The 22,174-nt window shown below is 31.3% G+C and carries 19 protein-coding genes; 4 read left to right on the top strand and 15 right to left on the bottom strand.

What is annotated here, in order from left to right:
* Positions 1 to 97: 97 nt before the first annotated feature.
* From KCTC32516_RS07835 to KCTC32516_RS07790, 10 genes are all read right to left on the bottom strand, one after another.
* Positions 98 to 799 (bottom strand): sulfite exporter TauE/SafE family protein, encoded by a 702-nt coding sequence (locus KCTC32516_RS07835; RefSeq protein ID WP_301399867.1) that lies wholly within the window; start codon positions 797 to 799, stop codon positions 98 to 100.
* Entirely contained in the window at positions 800 to 1,255 is a 456-nt protein-coding gene (locus KCTC32516_RS07830; protein ID WP_366911120.1) for a FixH family protein, read from the bottom strand.
* A gap of 17 nt (positions 1,256 to 1,272) precedes the next feature.
* Positions 1,273 to 2,694: a cytochrome c oxidase accessory protein CcoG gene (ccoG, locus tag KCTC32516_RS07825; protein ID WP_301399866.1), complete on the bottom strand. Its 1,422-nt coding sequence runs from the start codon at positions 2,692 to 2,694 to the stop codon at positions 1,273 to 1,275.
* 31 nt (positions 2,695 to 2,725) lie between these two features.
* On the bottom strand, positions 2,726 to 3,592 hold the full coding sequence (locus KCTC32516_RS07820) for a cbb3-type cytochrome c oxidase N-terminal domain-containing protein (RefSeq protein ID WP_301399865.1): 867 nt from the start codon (positions 3,590 to 3,592) through the stop codon (positions 2,726 to 2,728).
* Positions 3,593 to 3,604: 12 nt separating this feature from the next.
* Positions 3,605 to 3,772 (bottom strand): CcoQ/FixQ family Cbb3-type cytochrome c oxidase assembly chaperone, encoded by a 168-nt coding sequence (locus KCTC32516_RS07815; protein WP_301399864.1) that lies wholly within the window; start codon positions 3,770 to 3,772, stop codon positions 3,605 to 3,607.
* A 6-nt stretch (positions 3,773 to 3,778) separates the two neighbouring features.
* Positions 3,779 to 5,980, bottom strand: a complete 2,202-nt coding sequence (ccoN, locus tag KCTC32516_RS07810) for a cytochrome-c oxidase, cbb3-type subunit I (protein WP_301399863.1) — start codon at positions 5,978 to 5,980, stop codon at positions 3,779 to 3,781.
* Between the two features lie 20 nt (positions 5,981 to 6,000).
* On the bottom strand, positions 6,001 to 6,180 hold the full coding sequence (gene ccoS, locus KCTC32516_RS07805; protein WP_301399862.1) for a cbb3-type cytochrome oxidase assembly protein CcoS: 180 nt from the start codon (positions 6,178 to 6,180) through the stop codon (positions 6,001 to 6,003).
* An 86-nt stretch (positions 6,181 to 6,266) separates the two neighbouring features.
* Entirely contained in the window at positions 6,267 to 7,628 is a 1,362-nt protein-coding gene (hemN, locus tag KCTC32516_RS07800; protein ID WP_301399861.1) for an oxygen-independent coproporphyrinogen III oxidase, read from the bottom strand.
* 77 nt (positions 7,629 to 7,705) lie between these two features.
* Positions 7,706 to 8,404: a purine-nucleoside phosphorylase gene (deoD, locus tag KCTC32516_RS07795; RefSeq protein ID WP_301399860.1), complete on the bottom strand. Its 699-nt coding sequence runs from the start codon at positions 8,402 to 8,404 to the stop codon at positions 7,706 to 7,708.
* 3 nt (positions 8,405 to 8,407) lie between these two features.
* Positions 8,408 to 10,786, bottom strand: a complete 2,379-nt coding sequence (locus KCTC32516_RS07790; RefSeq protein ID WP_301399859.1) for a heavy metal translocating P-type ATPase — start codon at positions 10,784 to 10,786, stop codon at positions 8,408 to 8,410.
* Between the two features lie 106 nt (positions 10,787 to 10,892).
* Here KCTC32516_RS07790 and KCTC32516_RS07785 point away from each other — a divergent pair, with 106 nt between their 5' ends.
* Positions 10,893 to 11,579: a Crp/Fnr family transcriptional regulator gene (locus KCTC32516_RS07785; protein ID WP_301399858.1), complete on the top strand. Its 687-nt coding sequence runs from the start codon at positions 10,893 to 10,895 to the stop codon at positions 11,577 to 11,579.
* Positions 11,580 to 11,591: 12 nt separating this feature from the next.
* Positions 11,592 to 12,632, top strand: coding sequence for a lysophospholipid acyltransferase family protein (locus KCTC32516_RS07780; RefSeq protein WP_301399857.1), 1,041 nt, complete (start codon positions 11,592 to 11,594; stop codon positions 12,630 to 12,632).
* Here KCTC32516_RS07780 and KCTC32516_RS07775 read toward each other — a convergent pair.
* The 3 genes from KCTC32516_RS07775 to KCTC32516_RS07765 all read right to left on the bottom strand — a co-directional run bounded on the left by KCTC32516_RS07775 (position 12,619) and on the right by KCTC32516_RS07765 (position 17,090).
* Positions 12,619 to 15,534, bottom strand: coding sequence for a serine hydrolase domain-containing protein (locus tag KCTC32516_RS07775; protein WP_301399856.1), 2,916 nt, complete (start codon positions 15,532 to 15,534; stop codon positions 12,619 to 12,621). The two genes, KCTC32516_RS07780 and KCTC32516_RS07775, sit on opposite strands and share 14 nt — an antisense overlap.
* A 3-nt stretch (positions 15,535 to 15,537) precedes the next feature.
* Positions 15,538 to 16,023: an ABC transporter ATPase gene (locus KCTC32516_RS07770; RefSeq protein WP_301399855.1), complete on the bottom strand. Its 486-nt coding sequence runs from the start codon at positions 16,021 to 16,023 to the stop codon at positions 15,538 to 15,540.
* Positions 16,024 to 16,262: 239 nt separating this feature from the next.
* Positions 16,263 to 17,090 (bottom strand): 3'-5' exonuclease, encoded by an 828-nt coding sequence (locus KCTC32516_RS07765; protein ID WP_301399854.1) that lies wholly within the window; start codon positions 17,088 to 17,090, stop codon positions 16,263 to 16,265.
* A 244-nt stretch (positions 17,091 to 17,334) separates the two neighbouring features.
* Between KCTC32516_RS07765 and KCTC32516_RS07760 the strand changes: the two genes are divergently transcribed.
* A complete protein-coding gene (locus KCTC32516_RS07760; RefSeq protein WP_301399853.1) occupies positions 17,335 to 18,204 on the top strand; it encodes a cation diffusion facilitator family transporter in 870 nt (289 codons plus the stop codon).
* Between the two features lie 59 nt (positions 18,205 to 18,263).
* Positions 18,264 to 18,422, top strand: a complete 159-nt coding sequence (locus KCTC32516_RS07755) for a hypothetical protein (RefSeq protein WP_301399852.1) — start codon at positions 18,264 to 18,266, stop codon at positions 18,420 to 18,422.
* 46 nt (positions 18,423 to 18,468) lie between these two features.
* Here KCTC32516_RS07755 and KCTC32516_RS07750 read toward each other — a convergent pair whose 3' ends face one another.
* Both KCTC32516_RS07750 and KCTC32516_RS07745 read right to left on the bottom strand, forming a co-directional pair.
* Positions 18,469 to 19,740, bottom strand: coding sequence for a YaiO family outer membrane beta-barrel protein (locus KCTC32516_RS07750; RefSeq protein WP_301399851.1), 1,272 nt, complete (start codon positions 19,738 to 19,740; stop codon positions 18,469 to 18,471).
* Positions 19,737 to 22,166, bottom strand: a complete 2,430-nt coding sequence (locus KCTC32516_RS07745) for a sulfatase-like hydrolase/transferase (RefSeq protein ID WP_301399850.1) — start codon at positions 22,164 to 22,166, stop codon at positions 19,737 to 19,739. The genes KCTC32516_RS07750 and KCTC32516_RS07745 overlap by 4 nt, the downstream gene beginning before the upstream one ends.
* Positions 22,167 to 22,174 lie beyond the last annotated feature (8 nt).

Genomic DNA, 22,174 nt, shown 5'->3' with positions numbered 1-22,174 from the left:
ACTTCTTTTAGCCTTTGCAACTCTGCATCTTTGAGCCTTTGCCCCTTTGCAACTTTCTAACTTTCTAACTTTCTAACTTTCTAACTTTCTAACTAAATTAATGACACATTTGACTTCCTGCAACCATTTCGTGAACATGAATTGGAGAAACATACGGAATTCCTAATCCCATTCCGCGTAAAATAAATAATACCGCAATTACGACAACTGCAACAGGAATAAACTGTTGAATTCTTTTTCTAACCAAGCCTGTTGTAAAGTTTCCTAAATACACAAAAGCGGTCATTAACGGAATTGTTCCCAATCCAAATAAAACCATATACAAACTTCCTTCAACAACATTACCAGTTGCTATGGAAGCAAAAATTGCCATGTACACCAATCCGCAAGGTAAAAATCCGTTTAAGAAACCAATCGTAAAAAAAGTATCTGTTTTTTTCTTTTTCAATTCTTTTCCTAATCTATTTTTAACTCCAGATAATAATTTATAAATCGGTTTTGTGATACTAAAGGTATTGATTGTTTTTTTAGGCAATACCACCATTAAAATCATTAAAACACCAATTACTATAGATACATATTGTTGAAATCCGAAAAGGTAAAATCCTTTTCCTAAGAAACCAAAAAGCAACCCTAAAATTCCGTAGGTAAATAATCTCCCAAAATGATATACAGAAATTTGCAAGATTCTTTTGGTGTTATTTGTTCTATCAACTGGTAACATAAAAGCAATTGGACCACACATTCCAATACAATGAAAACTACCTAAAAGTCCAAAAATAATTGCCGAAAACAACATTTAGTAGAAAATTTCTTTTTTAAAAAAGTAACTCTGTTGCTTGTACGTCCAATCAACTAGAATGTTCCAACGACCACCCAACAAACGTTTGTCAGGCATGAGCAAATAAGATGAATCTGAAAGTGCAATAGGCATTTCAAAATCCAATTGTTTATTAGATGGTCTGTATAGAAACACTTTTCCTGTGATTAATTTTGGATTAAATTCTTTTGGAAAGATAATTTTTATCCCTTCTTTTATCTGTTCTATTTTTATATTTTCTTTTAAATTTTTGGCATTTTTTATGGCGTCAATATTTTTTTGAAATTTTAATTCTTGCTTGTAATAATCTTTTGTTACTAAATCGTAACTGTATTTTTTATCAGAACTCATTGCTATTACAAAGTATAGAATAAAACCAATAAAGCCTATAAAAGCAAGCACAACTCCAAATCCCCAATTTAATTTAATCTTCATTATTTTATATTCTTTTATTAACGATAACTTCTTGGTCCTAAGAAATTGGTTTTAGTAGTTTCAATTAATGTATCTCCGCTATACACTCCAATTTTAAGTTCTATTTTCTCTTTTTTCATTAAGGAACTATGAATTTCCACAAACAATGTTCCTTGCGCTAAACCTTGTTTTGGCACCACAAAATCTTTGTGCGTAACCAATTCTATTGTTCCTTTTTGTGATATCAATTTAAAACTGACATCATTAATATCTTTAGTTGTTTTGTTGATTACTTTAAAAGTATATACATTACTAATGATATTTCCTTCTTTATGTTGATATAATTGCCCCGGTAATCTTAACACGGTTGCTTCTACATCATTTCTTAAAAATAACATTCCAACCAACAAGCCAACTAAAATAAATAATACAGCAGAATACCCTTTTATTCTTGCCGTGAATTTAAAAGGCGTTTTTTTCTCAATATTGTCTTCACTTGCGTAACGAATTAACCCTTTTGGAAGTCCAACTGCTTCCATCATGTCATCACATTCGTCGATACAAGCGGTGCAATTAACACATTCTAATTGTGTACCATTTCTAATATCAATTCCTGTTGGACACACATGAACGCATTGAAAACAATCGATACAATCTCCTTTTCCAGAAGTTTCTCTGTCTTCGTTTTTCTTAAACTTAGCTCTTCCTGCTGTTTTTTCTCCTCTTACAAAATCGTACGCAACATTAATGGTTTTATTGTCTAATAAAACACCTTGTAATCTTCCGTACGGACAAGCGATAATACACACTTGCTCTCTAAACCAAGCGAATATAAAATAGAAAACTCCCGTAAAAATTAATAAGGAAGTTAGCGTGTTTAAATTATCAAACGGAGAACCTGTTATATATTCTAAAACAGTATCTCCACCAATTAAATACGCTAGAAACACATTGGCAATTAAAAAAGAGATGATAAAAAAGAGGCACCATTTTAAAGCTCTTTTTTTAATTTTTTCTGCATTCCATGGTTGTTTACTCAGTCTTATTTGTTTTCCTCTATCACCATCAATCCAATATTCAATTCTTCTAAAAACCATTTCTAAAAAAATAGTTTGCGGGCAAATCCATCCACAGAAAATCCGACCAAAAACAACGGTAAATAAAATGATAAATACAACTCCAATAATCATAGAGATTACCATCAGGTAAAAATCTTGTGGCCAAAAAGGAAATCCAAAAACATTGAATTTACGATCAAAAACATTGAACAATAAAAACTGATTTCCGTTGATTTTAATAAATGGTGCTGAAAGGAAAAAAGCTAATAAAAAGTAACTTACATAAGTTCTATATTTATAAAACCTTCCGCTAGGTTTTTTTGGAAAAATCCAAGAACGTTTCCCTTCTTTATTGACGGTACCAATACGATCTCTAAACTGTTCGTTTTCGGGTATTTCCATTTTTATATGATCTTTAGAATGAACGTATTCGTTATTCTTTCCAGATTTCTCCTTCTGGTTTCTTTGGGTTTGCTGGTTTTGTTCCTTGTAAAGAAATGATGTAACTGGCAACTTTTGCAACATCAATTGGCTTTAGAATTTTACTCCATGCAACCATTCCTTTTCCGTCTCTACCTCCATTAGAAATTGTTGTAAAAACATTTTTGATTCCACCGCCTAAAATCCAATACTCATCCGTTAAGTTTGGACCAATAGAACCTCCTCCATCGGCTATGTGACAAGCAACACAGTTTAAATTAAAAATAGCTTTCCCTCTATTTAAATCTTTTGAGTCAGTTAATAATGTAACTGTAGAAGCATCTATTATATCTGTTGCGGTTTCTTTGTATGTCTCTAATGATGCTTTGGCTTCTGCAACTGCGTTATTATATTCAGTTATTTGGTTATCTCCATCGAAAACCTCAAAACGAACTAAATACACAACCGCAAAAATAATGGAGGCATAAAACATGTACACCCACCATGGTGGTAAAGAATTGTCTAATTCTTTAATTCCATCATAATTATGATCTAAAATAATTTCTTCTTCTTGATCAATTCTTTTTGCATTTGTCCATTTTTGAAGAAATTTTTTTACCCAAACATTCAAATTAAATGTTGATGTTTCTGGTACTACTCCATTTTTCTCATTTTCTAATAATTGAACTTTTTTAAGTGCTAAAGTTATTAACCAAACCAACATAAGTAATAGCACAATAAAAGTTACTAAAACCAACCATGGCAAAGGGTTATCTATAAATTTGTAAGGGTTTTCATAACTAGCAGTTATTTCAGTAAAAAGAAATGGCATTGCAAAAATGAAGAGTACAGATACGATTGCTATAATATATTTTTTCATCACTATTTATTTTTAATTATCTAATGGAATTTGACTTACTGTATTAATGTATTCTTTTTTAGAAGTAAATACCCACCAAAAAAGTACTACAAAAAATGTGAAAAAAACTAACAGAGAAATCATTGGATAAATTTCTATTCCGGTAATACTTTCCATATGATTTTTTACAAATTTTAACATGATTTCTTATTTTTTATCTATTAATAAAGCTTCTACATCTTTTACCTTAATATCTGTACCAAGTCTTTGTAAATACGCAATAACGGCAACAATTTCTCTGTTTTTCATTTCAATAAAAGACTCTCCATTGTCTTCAGCATATTTCTTATCTGCTTCGTAATTTTTCACAAAATCTGGATCTGCATATAAGTTTTGTTCGATTTTTGTTCCTTGCTCTAACATATGTTGCTGCGCATTTGCAATGTCTTCTTCTGTATAAGGAACGCCAAGAGTAACCATTACTTTCATCTTACTTTCTGTATCTGATTTATCAAGCTGATTTCTTATCAGCCATTTATAACCTGGCATAATAGAACCTGGCGAAGTACTCTGAGGATCGTACATGTGATTTAAGTGCCAACTATCAGAATATTTTCCTCCAATTCTGTGTAGGTCTGGACCAGTACGTTTTGAACCCCATAAAAATGGATGATCGTAAACAAATTCTCCTGCTTTAGAGTATTCTCCATAACGTTCAACTTCACTTCTAAACGGACGAACCATTTGTGAATGACACCCAACACAACCTTCTCTAATATAAATATCTCTTCCTTCTAATTCTAGTGGTGAGTATGGTTTTACGCTACTAATTGTTGGAATGTTAGATTTTACTAACAAAGTTGGAATGATCTGAACTGCACCACCAATTAAAATTGCAATGGTTGCATAAATTGTTAATTTGATAGGCTTACGTTCTAACCAAGTATGCCATCCTTCTCCTTTTGTTCTGTATTTTGATACTTTTTCTAGTGCTGGTGCTTCAGCTAAATCATCAGTTACTTCTTCTCCAGCTCGTATGGTTCTTATCATATTGTATAACATGACAAATGCTCCTACAATATATAAACTACCACCAATCGCACGCATCCAGTACATTGGTATAATTTCGGTAACAGTTTCTAAGAAGTTTCCATATGTTAATGTTCCGTCTGGATTGAATTGTTTCCACATTGATGCTTGTACAAATCCTGCAACATACATTGGCAGTGCATATAAAATGATTCCTAAGGTTCCGATCCAAAAATGAAAGTTTGCCAATCCTTTAGAAAACAAAGTTGTTTTAAACATTCTAGGAACCAACCAATAAATCATACCAAAAGCAAAGAAACCGTTCCACGCTAATGCTCCAACGTGCACGTGAGCGATAATCCAATCACTAAAATGCGCAATAGCATTTACACTTTTTAAGGATAATAATGGTCCTTCAAAAGTTGCCATACCGTAACCAGTAATTGCAACAACAAAGAATTTTAAAACAGGGTCTGTTCTTACTTTATCCCAGGCTCCACGAAGCGTTAATAATCCGTTTATCATTCCACCCCAAGATGGTGCTAACAACATTACAGAAAATGCAACTCCTAAGTTTTGCGCCCATTCTGGCAAAGAAGTATATAATAAATGATGTGGTCCTGCCCAAATGTAAATAAAGATCAACGACCAAAAATGGACAATTGATAATCGATAAGAATATACGGGTCTATTTGCTGCTTTAGGAACAAAGTAATACATCAATCCTAAAAAAGGTGTTGTTAAGAAAAACGCCACTGCATTATGTCCGTACCACCATTGCACCAATGCATCTTGAACTCCTGCATACACAGAATAACTTTTCAAGAAACTTACCGGCAATGCCAAACTATTAAAAATATGTAATACAGCAACCGTTACAAACGTTGCTAAGTAAAACCAAATTGCAACATATAAATGTCTTTGTCTTCTCTGTAAGATTGTCCAAATCATATTAGCCCCAAAAGCAACCCAAACTAAAGCAATTGCAATATCTATTGGCCATTCTAATTCGGCATATTCTTTAGACGATGTATAACCCATCGGCAGCGTAATTGCAGCTGCAACAATAATTAATTGCCAACCCCAAAAGTTGAAATTACTTAAAAAATTACTTGCCATTCTTGCTTTTAATAATCTTTGTAGCGAGTAATAAACTCCTGCAAAAATTGCATTTCCAACAAAAGCAAAAATCACTGCATTTGTGTGCAAAGGTCTTAAACGTCCAAAGCTTAACCACGAAATACCGTCGGTATAATTTGGGAATAAAAACATAAAAGCTAGCATTAACCCAACACTAAAGCCTACTATTCCCCATAGTAAAGTAGCGTAGATAAATTTCTTTACGATCTTGTTATCGTAATAAAACTGTTGCATTTCCATAATCTAATTGTATTTAAAGTCTAGTTAGTTTCTTTTGATTCTTTGCTTGGTGTTTTTACTAATTCATCATCAAAAAGCATTCGTACGGATGGCGTATATGAATCATCATATTGTCCTCTTTTTACGGAATAAATAAATGCTATAAAAAAAATGATTGCCACTAAAATACTTAGTGTAAGTAATAAATATATAACGCTCATATCTTGCCTGACTTGAAGTTCAAAAATACAGTTGCTTGTTTATCTATAATATGACATTTGTCATCTTTTAATCTTTTCTATAAATTTTAAATGGTCATAGAAAACAATTGAGTTTCTGGCTTGCTTTTTTGTAAGCGCACATCAAATGCCATACAGATATTTCTAACATATGGTCTGGCTTTTTCTGGAATTGTCAAAGAATTTTTATCTAAAATAACCAAGCCATCTGCGACCATTTCTTTTAAAAATGAAAAATGTTTTTCCAATTCTATTATTTCTAAATCGTTTTTATCCCAAGTAGAGTTAAAATGACACATCATATTTAAAATATGTTTTCTAATAATTAAATCTTCTTCGGATAAGAAATGCCCTTTAAAAATTGGGATTTCACCTTCATTTACCAATTTTTGATACTCTTTTACTGTTTTTACATTTTGTGCAAAGGCATACCAAGAGTCTGAAATTGCAGACATTCCCAACCCAACCATTAATAATGTTTTATTGGCTGTATATCCCATAAAATTTCTGTGTAAGGTTTTTTCTTGGGTTGCTTTATAAAGCGAGTCTGTTTTTAAAGCAAAGTGATCCATTCCAATTTCTACATAACCCAATTCTGCAAAGAGTTCTTTTCCTACTTCATACAACTCTCTCTTTTCATCATCTTTTGGCAAATCTTTCTCGTTAAATCCGCGTTGACCAACTCCTTTTACCCAGGGAACGTGTGCATAACTATAAAACGAAATTCTATCTGGCTGCAATAGTTTTGTTTTTTCTATGGTTTCTATAATATTTTCTTTGGTTTGAAAAGGCAAGCCAAAAATTAAATCGTGACTTACAGATGTAAAACCAATTTCTCGAGACCATCTTGTTGCATTTTCTACATTTTCGAAAGGCTGAATTCTATGAATTGCTTTTTGCACAATTGGATCGTAATCTTGTACACCAAAACTAATTCTAGTAAAACCTAAATCATATAAAGTTTGTAATTGCTCTTTGGTGGTATTGTTTGGATGTCCTTCTAAACTAAATTCGTAATCAGCATGTCTATCAGCATACACAAACAATCCGTCAATTAATTTTTTAAGTTGAAAACTCGAAAAAAATGTTGGAGTTCCGCCACCTAAATGAATCTCTTTTATGAGTGGTTTTTCATCCACCAAATTAACATACAATTCCCACTCCTTTAAAACGGTATCTATATAATCTTCTTCTACTTCGTGACGTTTTGTAATGTGTTTATGACATGCACAAAATGTACATAAACTTTCACAAAATGGTAAATGGATGTAGATGCTAATTCCTTCTGATTGATTGCTTTCTGTAAAAGATTTTTGAAAACTTGCAATCCAATTTTCTTTAGAAATTCCTTTTTTATCCCAATATGGAACCGTTGGATAACTGGTGTATCTTGGTCCTGGGATGTTGTATTTTTGTATTAATGAACTCATATTATTTAGTCTTTTCTCTAAATATATTTTCTTATTCTCGACTCCGCTCGAATTGACAGAATATATATCAATCTAATTTAAATTGTATCTAAGGCTATTAAAACCATTTCTTTAAACGTTTGCTCTCTTTCTTCTACCGAAGTTCTTTCTTTGGTAACTAGACTATCAGAAATTGTTAAAATTGACAATGCATTTACATGGTGTTTTGCTGCCGTTGTGTACAAACCTGCGGTTTCCATCTCCACACACAAAACTCCAAATTCTGCCCAATGTTTGTAATCCTCAAAATTATCTGTATAAAATTCATCAGAACTTAATACGTTTCCTGCTTTGATTGGAATATTTTTTTCTTTGGCTACAAGTACCGCTTTATTGAACAATTCAAAACTTGCAGTTGGCGCATAACTTGCTCCGCGAAAACGCTGTGCATTAATTCCTGATGTTGTAGAACCAGCCATTGCAAAAACAATGTCTCTAATTTTGACTTCTTTTTGATAAGAACCAGCAGAGCCAACGCGAATTAAATTCTTTACTCCAAATTGTGTAATCAATTCATTTGCGTAAATTAATGCAGACGGAATTCCCATTCCTGTTCCTTGAACTGAAACTCTTTTTCCTTTATAAGTACCCGTAAAACCCAACATTCCACGAACTTCATTATAACAGACTACATTTTCTAAAAATTTGTCTGCAATCCATTTTGCTCTTAACGGATCTCCAGGCAACAGAATAGATGCTGCTACATCTCCTGGTTTTGCATCAATATGTACACTCATCATTTATTTTTTTAATTTTCTTCCTAAAATAGTTGTCATAATTGTTGTAAAAACAACGATTGTAATTGAACTCAACGGCATTAAAATTGCCGCAATTACAGGTTCTAATTGTCCTGTTACAGCAAAATACAAACCGATGATATTATAACACAAAGACAGTACAAAACTGTATTTTATAATTTTGATTGCTTTTTTTGACAGTTCTAAATAAGTGGCAATATTTTTAAATTCATTGGCATCTAAAATAGCATCACAGGCAGGCGAAAAAACGTTGATATTTTCTGATAATGAAATTCCCACATCACTTTGCGCTAAGGCTCCTGCATCATTTAAGCCATCGCCAATCATTAAAACGTTGTTTCCTTTTTCTTGTAGTGATTTTATATATTCTAACTTATCTTCTGGTTTTTGATTGAATAAAAACTGAACTTTACTTGGCAGTTTTTTTTCTAAATAGTCTTTTTCTCCTTCGTTATCACCTGAAAGAATGGATAGGTTATACTTGCTTTTTAATTTACTAAACAATCGCTTCATGTATTTTCGGTACGAATTTTTAAACACATATTTCCCGAAATAAACATCATTTATACTGATATGAATTGCTGTTTCAAACTGAGCATTTTCTAAACTATTTTCTACAAAAGATTTCGAACCTGTTTTAATTGAAATTCCGTTTGCTTTCGCTTCAATTCCTTTTCCAACAAGTTCTTCAAATGCATCTAATTCAATTTGATTTACAACATCAAAACTATCGTACAGCATTCTACTTAATGGATGGTTAGAAACTCGAACTGCATTTTGCAATACTTCCTTTTCTGCTTCAGAAAATGCTTTTCCTTCGTACTGTATTTCGTTCTTTTTAGTTGATGTTAAAGTACCTGTTTTGTCAAAAATGATGGTATTTATTTTTGCCATTTTCTCAATAACTGCAGCATTTTTTAGATAGCACTTTTTCTTTCCAAGAATTCTCAATAAGTTTCCTAAAGTAAAGGGCGCTGCCAATGCAATTGCACACGGACATGCAATAATTAAAACGGCAGTAAACACATTTAGTGCTTTACTTGCATCTGTAAACAACCAAAATAATGTAGCAATTGCTGCAATTGATAGTACAAAAACGGTAAATCGTTTGCTAATGGTATCTGTTAAGTTTTTAAATTTTGAGGTGTTTTCTTCATCAAAAATAGCGTTGCTCCACAATTGTGTTAAATAACTTTGTGAAACAGATTTAAGAACTTCCATTTCTATAATTCCATTGAGCTGTTTTCCGCCAGCAAAAATTTTAGCTCCAGATTCTTTTTCAACAGCAACAGATTCTCCAGTAACAAAGCTGTAATCTATAGTTGCGTTTCCGTTGATTAAAATTCCATCAACAGGAATTAACTCGTTGTTTCTAATTAATAACCGATCTCCTTTTTCAACATCGTAAATCTGTGTGTTTTCTTCGGATGTATCCGAATTTATTTTAGTTACTGCAATTGGAAAATACGATTTAAAATCGCGCTCAAAAGATAAAAAACTGTATGTTTTTTGTTGAAAAAACTTACCAATCAACAAGAAAAAAACCAAGCCTGTTAAACTATCAAAAAAACCTGCCCCTAAATCAAAAATTACTTCGGTTGCACTTCTTACAAATAACACAGAAATGCCCAATGCAATAGGAACATCAATATTTAAAATATTAGACTTTAAGCCTTTGTAAGCAGAAATAAAATACTCTTTTGCTGCGTAAAAAACTACTGGCAAAGAAAAGAAAAGCATTAACCATCTAAACACATATTTGTATTGATCTAACCAAAATTCGTTGACATCAAAATATTCTGGAAACGATAAAAACATTACATTTCCAAACGCAAAACCTGCAATGGCTAATTGATATAACAACGTTCTGTCTATTTTCTTTTTGCCAACTTCGTAATCTTCTAAACTGATGTATGGTTCGTACCCAATAGAACTCAACAACAAAACAATTTCTTTTAAGTTTGTCTTTTCTGAGTTGAATGAAATTCTGATGGTTTTCTTCGGGAAATTAACCTGAGAAGTACTAATATTTTTTTGGAGTTTATGAAGATTTTCCAACACCCAAATACACGAACTACAATGTATATGCGGAATGTATAAAGAAACAACTTGTTTATTGCTATCATTAAATTCGATTAATTTTTCTACAATCTTTGGATTGTCTAAAAAATCGTATTTTCCTTGAATTTCTTCTGGAATTGCTCCCGGATTTGTATCAAAATCATAATAACACGTTAAATCATTTTCAGAAAATATTTCGAAAACAGTTTTACATCCATTACAACAAAAAAATTTCTCTTTTATCGTATTTGATTTATTATTACACGTATTACCACAATGATAGCACACTAAATTATTCATATTATTTACTCTAAATGCCTTGTGCAAATATCTAATATAACATTGCCTTATAATATGATAATTGTCAGTTTTTACTTATATTTGAAAGGATAAATCGACGGACAAAATGAGCAAATGTGAGCAATGTATAGTCAGGCAGTTAAACTCTTTAAAAACATTAACGGCAAAAGAACTTTCAAAAATTTCTGCGTGTAAAACAACAAGAATCATAAAAAAAGGAGAAACCCTTTTTGATGAAGGCGACCATATAAATGGTGTTTTTTGTATTAGTGCTGGCATTTGTAAAGTTTCTAAAATGAGTGCTAACGGAAGAGAACAAATTATCCATTTAGTAAATAAAGGCGACTTTTTAGGAGAACGAAGTTTAATTAATGATGACGTTGCTAACTTAAAAGCTACTGCAATTCATGATATGGAAGTTTGTTTTATCCCAAGAGATGAAATTATTGATGATTTAAAACAAAATCCTGAATTTTCTATGAGTGTTTTAAAAGACATGGCAATGTCTTTAAAAAACGCCCACAACTTAATTGTAGATATGGCGCAAAAAACAGTAAAACAACGTTTGGCTGAAATGTTGCTAAGTTTAGATAAAAAATTCGGTCATAATAGAGACAGTAATTTAGACATTCACTTATCAAGAGAAGATATTGCCAACATCATTGGTACTGCAACAGAATCTGCAATCCGTTTATTATCAGAATTTAAAAGAGAAGAAATTATTTCTTTAAAAGGAAAAAACATCTCTTTATTAAATGTTCCTAAACTTAAAAAAATAGCGCAAGGATTTTAAATTTTACTTTTTTTGAAACAACTTTGGTATAACTTTGTAAAAACATATATTAAAACAGGTTTGTTTTTTTACACCAAAAAAATAAAGGTTGTAGGCAAAGAAAATATTCCTAAAAAAGGCGCAGTCCTTTTTGCGGTCAATCATCCAAACGGATTGTTAGACCCGTTATTAGTTACTACAAACGTACCAAGAAACACCTATTATTTAGTTAGAGCTGCAGCTTTTAAAAAACCGTTGATAAAAAAGTTTTTAGCTACTTTAAATTTAATGCCAATTTATAGAATTAGAGATGGCGTAAAAGAACTTTCTAAAAACACAGCCGTTTTTAATGATTGTTATGATATTTTAAACAAGCAAAGAGCTTTAATGATATTCCCTGAAGGAAGTCATGATAAAAGAAGAACTGTACGATACTTAAGCAAAGGTTTTACACGCATTATTTTTGGCGCTATTGAAAAATATCCAACGTTAAAAATTATGGTTATTCCGGTCGGAATTACCTATCAAAATGCAAGTCAATTTCCCTGTAAAGTTGCCATCCATTATGGCAAACCAATTATAGCAAATAACTTTTACGACACCAATGATATAAACAACTCTATACGCACTATTAAAGAAAAGGTTTCGAACCAACTAAAAGAATTGTCTGTTCATATTCCTGCGGATGAAAATTATGAAACTATTTTAAACGAATTAAATTCTAAAAATGTTGATTTTACTGAAGTTAACACGATTAACAACAGTATTAAAACAAGAAAAATAAGAAGTCAGAAAGAGCGTCTTAACTTTGTGAAACCGCTTTATTTTTTAATTGTTTTAAACAGTATTATTCCTTGGATAATTTGGCGAATTTCATCAAAAAAGGTTGATGAAACGGAGTTTGTAGATACCTTCAGATTTACTTTAGGGACAATTATTTTTCCTATTTTTTACAGTATTCAAGCTGTAATACTTTATAAATTCTACACCTTAGAGGTTGCCATAATTTATGGTATTGCAACTTTATTAGTACAATTATTATACAGTAAATTTGCTACAACTACGGTAAAATAGCGTCTTGTATAATTTGCTGAATTTTTGTTCTTATATTTTCTGTAATCAAACCATTATTTTCCATTGTTGGGTACACTCTATTCGATAAAAAAACATAGACAATTCTACTTTTTGGATCTGCCCAAGTATAGGTTCCAGTAAAACCACTGTGCCCAAAACTTTCATCAGAAACACAACCACAAGTTGCTTCAATATCTGGGTCTAATTGTGGCTTGTCAAAACCCAAACCTCTTCGTATTTTTTTATCTTCGTAATAGCGTTTATTAAACATTTTTACGGTAGCACTTTTTAAATATCTTTTACCGCCGTAATATCCGTTTTGTAAATACATTTGCATTATTTTTGCTACATCATTTGCGTTTGCAAATAAACCCGCATGACCGCCAACTCCGCCTAACATTGCCGCACCCATATCGTGCACATATCCTTGTAATAATTGATCTCTAAAATACGCGTCTTTTTCTGTTGGAATAATTTCATTTAATGGAAACTTTTTCAACGGTAAATAACTGGTTCTACTCGCGCCTAAAGGAGCATAAAAATTTTCATCAGCTAATATATTTAAAGGCTTTTTATATCGTTCTTCAAGAGTTCTTTTTAACATATAAAAACCCAAATCGCTGTATTTATATCCTTCCTTTTCTCTTTGATCTGCCTCTTCTATCTTTTTATAAATAGAATCTTTATAAGAAGATATTAAAAACAAATTTTTAGCAACTTCTATAGAGTATTTTTTTGATTTCTTATCACTGTAAAAACCTGGCAACTTTAAATGAGTAATGCTATCTTGAGTTAATTTATAAAACGGAATCCACGCTTTTAATCTAGCGTTATGAGATAAGATTTCCTTTAAAGTTAAAGTACCTTTATTTGTACCTTTTGTTTCTGGCAATAAGTATCTTAATTTTGTAGCAATTCTAAATTCTCCTTCGCCTACAGCTTTTATTACCATTGGTAAAGTTGCAAGAATTTTTGTTAAAGAAGCAACATCATAAATGTCAAAATTTTGAACTTTTAAAAGCGAATCATTGGTGTGATACCCAAAGCTTTTCTGATAAATTACTCTTCCGTCTCTTGCGACTAGGATTTGCATTCCCGGAGTCATTTTTTTTTTAATTACTTCGTTTGCTAGTACATCAATTTCTGCCAATTTTATAGAAGACATTTTTACTTCTTCTGGCAATCCGTATTTTAATCTACTTAATGTTGTGGTGTATAAACCAAAGCCTTCTTTAAATTTTTTATGTATAGAAACTGGTAATTTCCCATTAGTTTTAATCGCGCCAAATAATTGTTGTGCAGAAATTTCTTGCGCAACATTACTGTTCTGATACGACACCACCAAACCTTCTATATTTTTAAAAGACGTAAAATCTAACAAACTGTACGGACTTGCAAAAACATCTAAAATTACTTTTTTGGCTTTTGCTATTTGTTGAATTTTAGCAATGTCTTCTTTTTTAAATTTAAAATTTTTCCAAGGATGATCGTTTGAAATATGATATCCAATAATTACTAAATTATATGGTTTTAATTTTGATAGTAAATCGGCAGTATTATCAGCAGAAACAACAGCTACTTTCGCATACTTATTTAACATGGTAACAAATGGCGTATGGTCATCATCACCTAATTTTACGTACGCAATTTGCTGTTTCTCTAAATCTTGAATCGGAATTATATCATCTTCATTTTTTATAACAGTAACCGAATTTTCGATCAATTTTCTACGCAGCAATTCATCCGTTTTGGTATTTAAATCTTCATTTAAATTGTTTAAATCTATTGGTTTGTAATTTTGCAATCCAGCCCAATATTTTGCTTTTAAAATTTTGCGAACAGATTCGTTTAATCTTTCAATGGTTAACTTTTTATCTTGAATTGCTTTTAGAAAATAGTCCATTGTTTCTGGAACTTCGTGCGGAATTAACAACACATCATTTCCTGCTAAAATTGCCGCTAAATTAATTTCTTTTGACGTTGCAAAATCTGCAGCAGCTTTCATATTCAATCCATCAGTTATAATTAATCCTTTAAAACCCATTTTTTCTTTTAACAATCCTGTTGTTATTTTATGAGATAAAGAAGATGGTAATTTTTTGTTCGGTTCTAATTTAGGAATGCTCAAATGCGCCGTCATAACGCTTGCTAAATTTTCATCAAACAATTTATAATACGGATACAATTCTAAGGTATCTAAACGCGTTGCATCAAAATTTATAACAGGTAAAGTGTGATGAGAATCTGAAGCTGTATCTCCATGACCTGGAAAATGTTTTGCGTTTGCCAACACTCCAAAACGTTGCATTCCGCGCGTAAAAGCAATTGCTTTATCTGTTACATTGTATTTATTTTCTCCGAAAGAACGGTTTCCTATAATTGGGTTTTTTGGATTGATATTGATATCAACAACGGGCGCAAAATTAATGTGAATTCCTAATCGTTTACAATGTTTTCCTAATTGTTCTCCAAATTGTTCTATTAAAGAATTGTCTTGGATCGCTCCCAAAGCCATATTCCATGGATAGCGAAACGAGTTTTGCAAACGCATGTCTAATCCCCATTCTGCATCAATTGCTATCAATAATGGATATTTAGACAATGTTTGGTATTTATTGGTTAATTCCGCTTGTTTCTCTGGAGTTCCTTGCATAAAAATTAAGTTTCCAGCATGATATTTTTGGATCAATTCTTCCACTAATTTCTCATTCAGAGTATCGTTTGTAGAATACGCTTGCACCATAAATAATTGGCCAATTTTTTCTTCATTGGTCATGTTATTTAAAATGTTATCAACCCATTTTTCTTGAGCTTCTTTGTCTTTCGTTTGTAGTGGATCTTTAGATTGTGCTTGCAATCCAAGAAAACAAAACACAAAAAGTAGCATTAAACTATTTTTCATAAATTATATCATAAAACGATTATGCCAGCTCTTGCTTGCCGGAACTTCCCAATTATTTTCTACTTCTTCTTTGGTTTGCACCATATTGTTAAAAACGATGGTTTCTTTGGTTATTTTTTGCTCTTTTGCAAACTGTTGAAAATCGGATAATTTTACAATATTAATAGTGTCGCCATCTTTAAAAGAAACATTCATTTTGTTCATTAAATCGATTTGCAACTCGTTTTCTAACTCTTTTACAAAACGAACAGAAGCATCTATAGAACAACCAGAAACATTGTTAAAACCTTCATCAACCGCCAACACTAAAAACTGATTGTATTTGATGGTAAACGAGCCTTTTAAATTATCGCCATGTCGCGTCCATTGTTCTATAAAATCTTTGGCTTTTGTAGAAATAAAATCGATTTCTTGGGCTGTAAAAACTCGATCGGATTGGTACATCCAAACTCTAGAATTATTTGGTAAATTGCTATATTCTGTAAACATTATTGTGTTTTTTTAATTTGATAAAGTTAAAGAAATTGCTGGTACAAATTTTCTAAATCTACGAATTTTATTTAATGCTGATTCATCCCAAATTTCCTTAACATACAAATATGTTCTCTCCTTTGGTTTTTTGTGATTGCACTTTTTAAAACCATCACTGGTACATCAAAAACTTGTGTAACTACAAAAAGGAAAACTTTTTCATCATTATCAGCGCTCAATTTGGCTAGATCTAACACCTATTTCAAATTAAATTTTTGCTGTAAAGCAGTTAGTTTTTCTTCGTCAGTCATCGTGTTTTTAGAAACAGACATGCGTTCTTTAATTTCCGCTAATACTTTCTTTGTAAACAACGGAAAATCTGCATTTTGCATCCAATTATTATACCCTGGGTTTTCTTTAAAAACTTCTTCCACCGTTCTTCCTTTGTACTTTCCGAAAGAAAACATTTCTTGATCATCATCATTAAACAAAATAAACCCAGCAAAATCTGCTCTTTTTCCGTGTGATGAAAACGCACTTAAATCTGCTACAGAGGTTCCGATATCATCGTATTTTTCTAATTGTGCTAATAAAATTTCGTAGGTTGCGTTTGTGTCTGCTTCCGCTCCATGCGCTCCTTCTAATTCTTTTCCGCAGTAAAATTGATACCCGGCGCTTAAGGTTCTTTGCTCTTTTTTATGAAAAATTACTTGTACATCAATTGCTTTTCTATTGTTCATATTAAAATCGATGCCAACGCGCATTAATTCTTCTGCCAACAACGGAATGTCAAAACGATTGGAATTAAACCCGGCCAAATCACAATCTGCAATTAACTCGCTTACTTGTGGTGCTAATTCTTTAAACGTTGGTTCTGTAACTACTTGTTCGTTTGTAATCCCATGAATATCTGATGCTTCTTTTGGAATCTCAACTTCTGGATTTACCAACCACGTTTTACTCTCTTTATTTCCGTTCGGAAACACTTTTAAAATGGATATTTCTACAATTTTATCCGTTCCTATATTAATTCCTGTGGTTTCTAAATCGAAAAATACGATTGGTTTTTCTAGTTTTAATTTCATGTTTTTTGTCGCTATTTTTTCATAATAAAAAGTACGTTAAAGATATAGAAAACTCTTTTGTTATTTGGCTTTTTCAGCATAAAATATTGCCAAAACATATATTCTAAAACTCCTGTCTTTTTACAAACAGGAAAATAATTTAACTTGTTTGTAAACTTGTTTATTGATAACTTCGCCGTATACTGAACTTGTTTTAATATTAAAACGGCAGATATAAAAAGTTGCTTGCAACTTGAAAAGAGAAATGAACAACGAAAAAACAGCAATACAAACGACGTATTTTAGTATTATTGGAAATGTTGCTTTAGCATTGATAAAAGGACTTGCTGGTTTTTTTGGTAATTCTTATGCTTTAATTGCAGATGCAATTGAATCAACAACAGATATTTTTGCTTCATTTTTAGTTTTAATAGGTTTTAAATATGCCGAACGACCTGCGGATAAAAATCATCCATATGGACATGGAAAGATTGAACCTCTAATTACATTTGGAGTCGTTGCCTTTCTTGTTGTTTCTGCTACATTAATAGCATATGAAAGTATTCAAAACATTCAGACTCCTCATAAAGTTCCAAAATCTTGGACTTTGATTGTCTTAGGGTTAATAATTATTTGGAAAGAAATATCATTTCAAATTGTTATCAAAAAAAGCAAACAAACCAATAGCTCCTCACTTAAAGCAGACGCTTGGCATCACAGAAGCGATGCAATAACCTCGGTAATGGCTTTTATTGGAGTTTCAATAGCAATCATCTATGGAAAAGGCTATGAAACAGCAGATGATTGGGCTGCTTTATTTGCTTCTGCTTTTATTTTATATAACAGCTACTTAATTTTAAGACCAGCTTTAGGCGAAGTTATGGACGAACAACTTTATGACAATCTAATACTTGAAATTAGAAAAAAATCTATTGAAGTAGAAGGAGTTTTAGGAACAGAAAAGTGTTTTGTTAGAAAAGCTGGAATGAAATTTCATGTTGATTTACACGTAATTGTTAATAGTAAAATTTCTGTAAAAGTAGGACATGATATTGCACATGCACTAAAAGACTATTTGCGGAAAGAAATATCAAATTTAGAACAAGTGCTTATTCATATTGAACCGAATGAATAAATTATGAAGTATCCGCAAAAGTAAACTTAAGACGTATCTAAAAACTTGCAAAAATAAAAATGCCCAAAAAAGGAAAAGCAAAAAACACAGTAAACAAAGCCAAGCATACCAAATTAATGAATCGAAAAATTAATAAGGTAAAGCAAGATAAAATTGCTAATCAAGAAAAGTTAAAAGCGATTATTAGAAAGGCAAATGAAAATAAAAATCCCGAGTAAAATTACTCGGGGTTTTTATTTATTCTATTGTAGATTTAAACAATAACTATCTAAATCTAAAACTATAAGAAACTCCTAAGGAATAAATTAAATAATAATCACCTCTAGAAAAACTCTTTTCTTCTCTGAGAAGATTAAATGAAGTTCCCCAAATATTTTTTTTATTTGCCGATGTAAATGTATAACCTGCATTAAATTTTTGTGATTTTAAATCAAAAACAACAATATCATTTACATTTACGGGAAATCGATCTACTTCTGGAGAAAATCCAAACCCAATTGCCAAACTAAAATAATTATCAGCATCACTAAAATATTTTCGATACGATAACGTCCCTGATTTGCTTGCTCCTGGATCGCCAGGAGTAACATAGGTTCTAAAAGACCAATAAGAATTTCCTGTATACCATCCAACAGAACCAGTGTAAATAATTGTTGTTGTAGAAAATTTTAACCCTCTAAACCCAAGCGATGCTTCAAAACTTTTAGGTAATGATTTGAATAATTCAAAACCATATCGTACACTTGGAAACAAATCTGAATTAGAAAAACCTCCACTAACATAAGCATACAAGCCTTCTGTAATTCTTGGATACATATCTACTTCGTATTGGTAACTATTAGTTCCAAATCGTTTTGAGTAATTTATTTTTCCTGTTATACTACCGTATTTAGTTTGTCTAGAATATTTTAAAGTACCATAATGCGATGTTTCTCTTTCGTTTTTATTATAAATTAATGTTGAATAACTTACCCCAATAGAATTCAATCTAAATGAATCGTTTAAACTTACTTTATACGCTAAAGCATCTTCGTTTGTTGGATCAATTTTAAGAATTTCATTTAAGGTATATAAAGCATCTTCTGGTTTATTTAATTTTTCTTCAGAACGTGCTTTTTGATATAATATTTCTGGATCTTTTGGATAGTAAACCATTGCTTTTTTTATTAAAACATTTGCAGAATATGGCACTTCTGCATAAAACTCGTTTTTAATTGCCGCAATCCAATCTGCCTTTCTTTTTGAATCTTTTTTCAAAACAAAAGCAAAACCTTCTCTTGCTGCTTTATAATTACCATCCCAAGAATACGTATTTGCTAAAAAAGATCGTAAATCTAGATAACTAGGATACTTTGCTATGATGAGTTTTAATAATTCTTGCGCTTCTTTACGCTGGTTGTTAAATGCCATATTTCGCGCTTTTTCAAAAGCGGTATCAGGATCGCCTGTAAATACTTTTTCCTGAGCAAAACATTGAAATGTCACTAGGAAAAACCCTAGTAACAAAAATTTACCAAAAAGATTCAATTTTATCATTGTAATGTTTTTTTAAGGGTTAAATACTCTTGCTTTTTAGGGTATATTTTTAACAAACTATCTACCACTTTAATAGCTTTTTTTCTATCTTCCAGTCGCTGGTAGGCTTTTGCCAATTTAAAAGAAATATCAGGATTTCTAACCTTATTAATCAACGCTTTTTTTGCAATTGTAATGCCTTTGTAATCTTGATCGGACCACCAATATAAATCTAATAATGCAGAATAAGGGTCATCGTAAAACGGAAATTTATTTATAGCTTCTAGAAATTCTACCTCTGCTTCTTTATAGTTGCCATCCCACGCTAGTGTTCTTCCTTTTAAAACCATAGCATCCACATGATTTGGAAAAGAATTTAAAAGATAATTACACAGTAAGCGAGCCGTTTTACGATCACTATTAAAAGCTTTGTTTTTTGCAACTAAAAATATTTGATCTGAATTCAACCCTTTGGTTAGGTTTTTAATCAATTTTAATTCTTCTGTTGAAAACTTAACTTTACTAATAATTTTAGATTCATTAGAAACCTGAGGATAAATTTTGTTTTGACTTGTTACATAAGCATTTAATTGCTTAAACTTTTGAAAAGCACCTGAAACAACATTTAATAAGGAGTCATTTTTAATTTGATAAATTCCAAAATTAGATTTAATTTTATACAAATCTCCGCTCGATAACATATAGTCTTTATAGATAAAATCTTTTAATCCGCCTTTATAACGCATCAAAGCAATTTGATGTATATTCCTAAAATCTTTAACCGTATCTAAACCTGTTCCCATCCAAGCTGTTTGAGTAATTGGTTTGAAATTGAACTGACGACTTAAAAAAGACACTAAACTAGGCGTTACATCCCAATGTGAAGAAACCGATTTAAAACGGGCAGTTCTTTTTAACAACGGGCTGTAAATGAGTAACGGAACATGAAACCTACATAGTTTATCTTTTTGTTCAATGGGAATCAAACGATGATCTCCAGTAATAACAAAAATCGTATTGTTATAATCTGCTCTTTTAGCATAGACTTGCATAAACTTTTTAAGCGAGTGATCTGTATAAAGTAGTGTTGCGTAAATATTTTTATTTGCAGTGATATCAGCTTTTGGTATGTCAAATTTTTGAGTAGAATTTAACAGGCTATCAACTTTTTTAATATATAAATTTTTATCAGGAAAATTAAAAGGTTCATGATTACTCAGCGTCATTATAACATCCAATCTTGGTTGTTTTTTATCTGCCAAAGTACTAAGCATTTTTCTGTAAATTTCAGCATCTGGGTATCCCCAAGAAAAACCACCCGAATTGCCAGCTGTCTTTACATAGTCTGTACCAAACTGATTTTCATCGGTAATAAAACCAACATTATTATATTCTAAAAAATTTATTCGATTGTCAAAACTGGCTTGGTCTCCTGTATAAAATGAGGTCGTATATCCGTTTTCTCCCAATATACTAAATAACGAAAGATGCGCTGGTGTTTTTGACAAAGCTAAAAAACCTGTATCGCCAAATGGTAAAGATGCTGTTAGCGATGGTAACACTCCAAAAGTTCTGCCTGCATTGCTTACAAAGTTTTCCCAATACAAAGATTTTGGTATCAGTGAGTCTATAAACGGTGTAAATCCACTATACGAATTCCCTCCTACAAACTCCCCCCCCAAACCTTCAACCATTATTATAACTATATTAGGACGCTTCTTTGATGTTGTAAAAAACGGACTCAACACATCATTGGTTTTAGAAAATGATTTTAAAAAAGGATAAGCGTCTGCATCAATTTCGTTAAATGATTTATTTTGTTGTTTTCCTATTTCAAACTGAATGATATCAGCTCCTAAAAAGTAAATTTTATTTTGATAGGTAGCCTGGCTAATTTCAGGAACAAAAATTTTAATTACAATACTTAACAGTAATAAAAGTAGTGTAAGTTTATTGAGAAAAACGTATGCTTTTATTTTTATCAAACCTGTATTGATCGCTAAAAAAAGAACAGGAAAAAGAATAAAGGGCACAAAATAGAACAATGAAAACTCTTCAGAAGAAGATACTGTAATGTACATATCGTTGAATGAATATCCCAATAAATCGGCTCCTAAATTTAGCTTGGTTGTTAAGCTATATTTTACCAAAGAATACTGACTGAGAACCAAAAGAACACCGATTATTTTAAAACCAAGTACTCCGTATTTTTTTTTACCAATATTTAATACTAAAAAAATCGGAAAAAAAAGGATGCTTAATAAAGATCCTATAATAAAATCATTAAAAAAAGGATATCCAAAAAGTTTTAATAGATCAACAGTAGTTTCTCCGTCTTTTAAGTTTGAAATAATCTCGAATAAACTAATCAAGTAAAAACTTACAATAAGAGCAAAGCTTAAACGTAAAAAACGTACTGTATTTTTATTTATTAATATTTTTTTCATAATCCTCT

The organism is Polaribacter huanghezhanensis (assembly GCF_030444335.1).
Taxonomy (GTDB): Bacteria; Bacteroidota; Bacteroidia; order Flavobacteriales; family Flavobacteriaceae; genus Polaribacter; species Polaribacter huanghezhanensis.
This window is presented reverse-complemented; position numbering and strand designations above follow the sequence as displayed.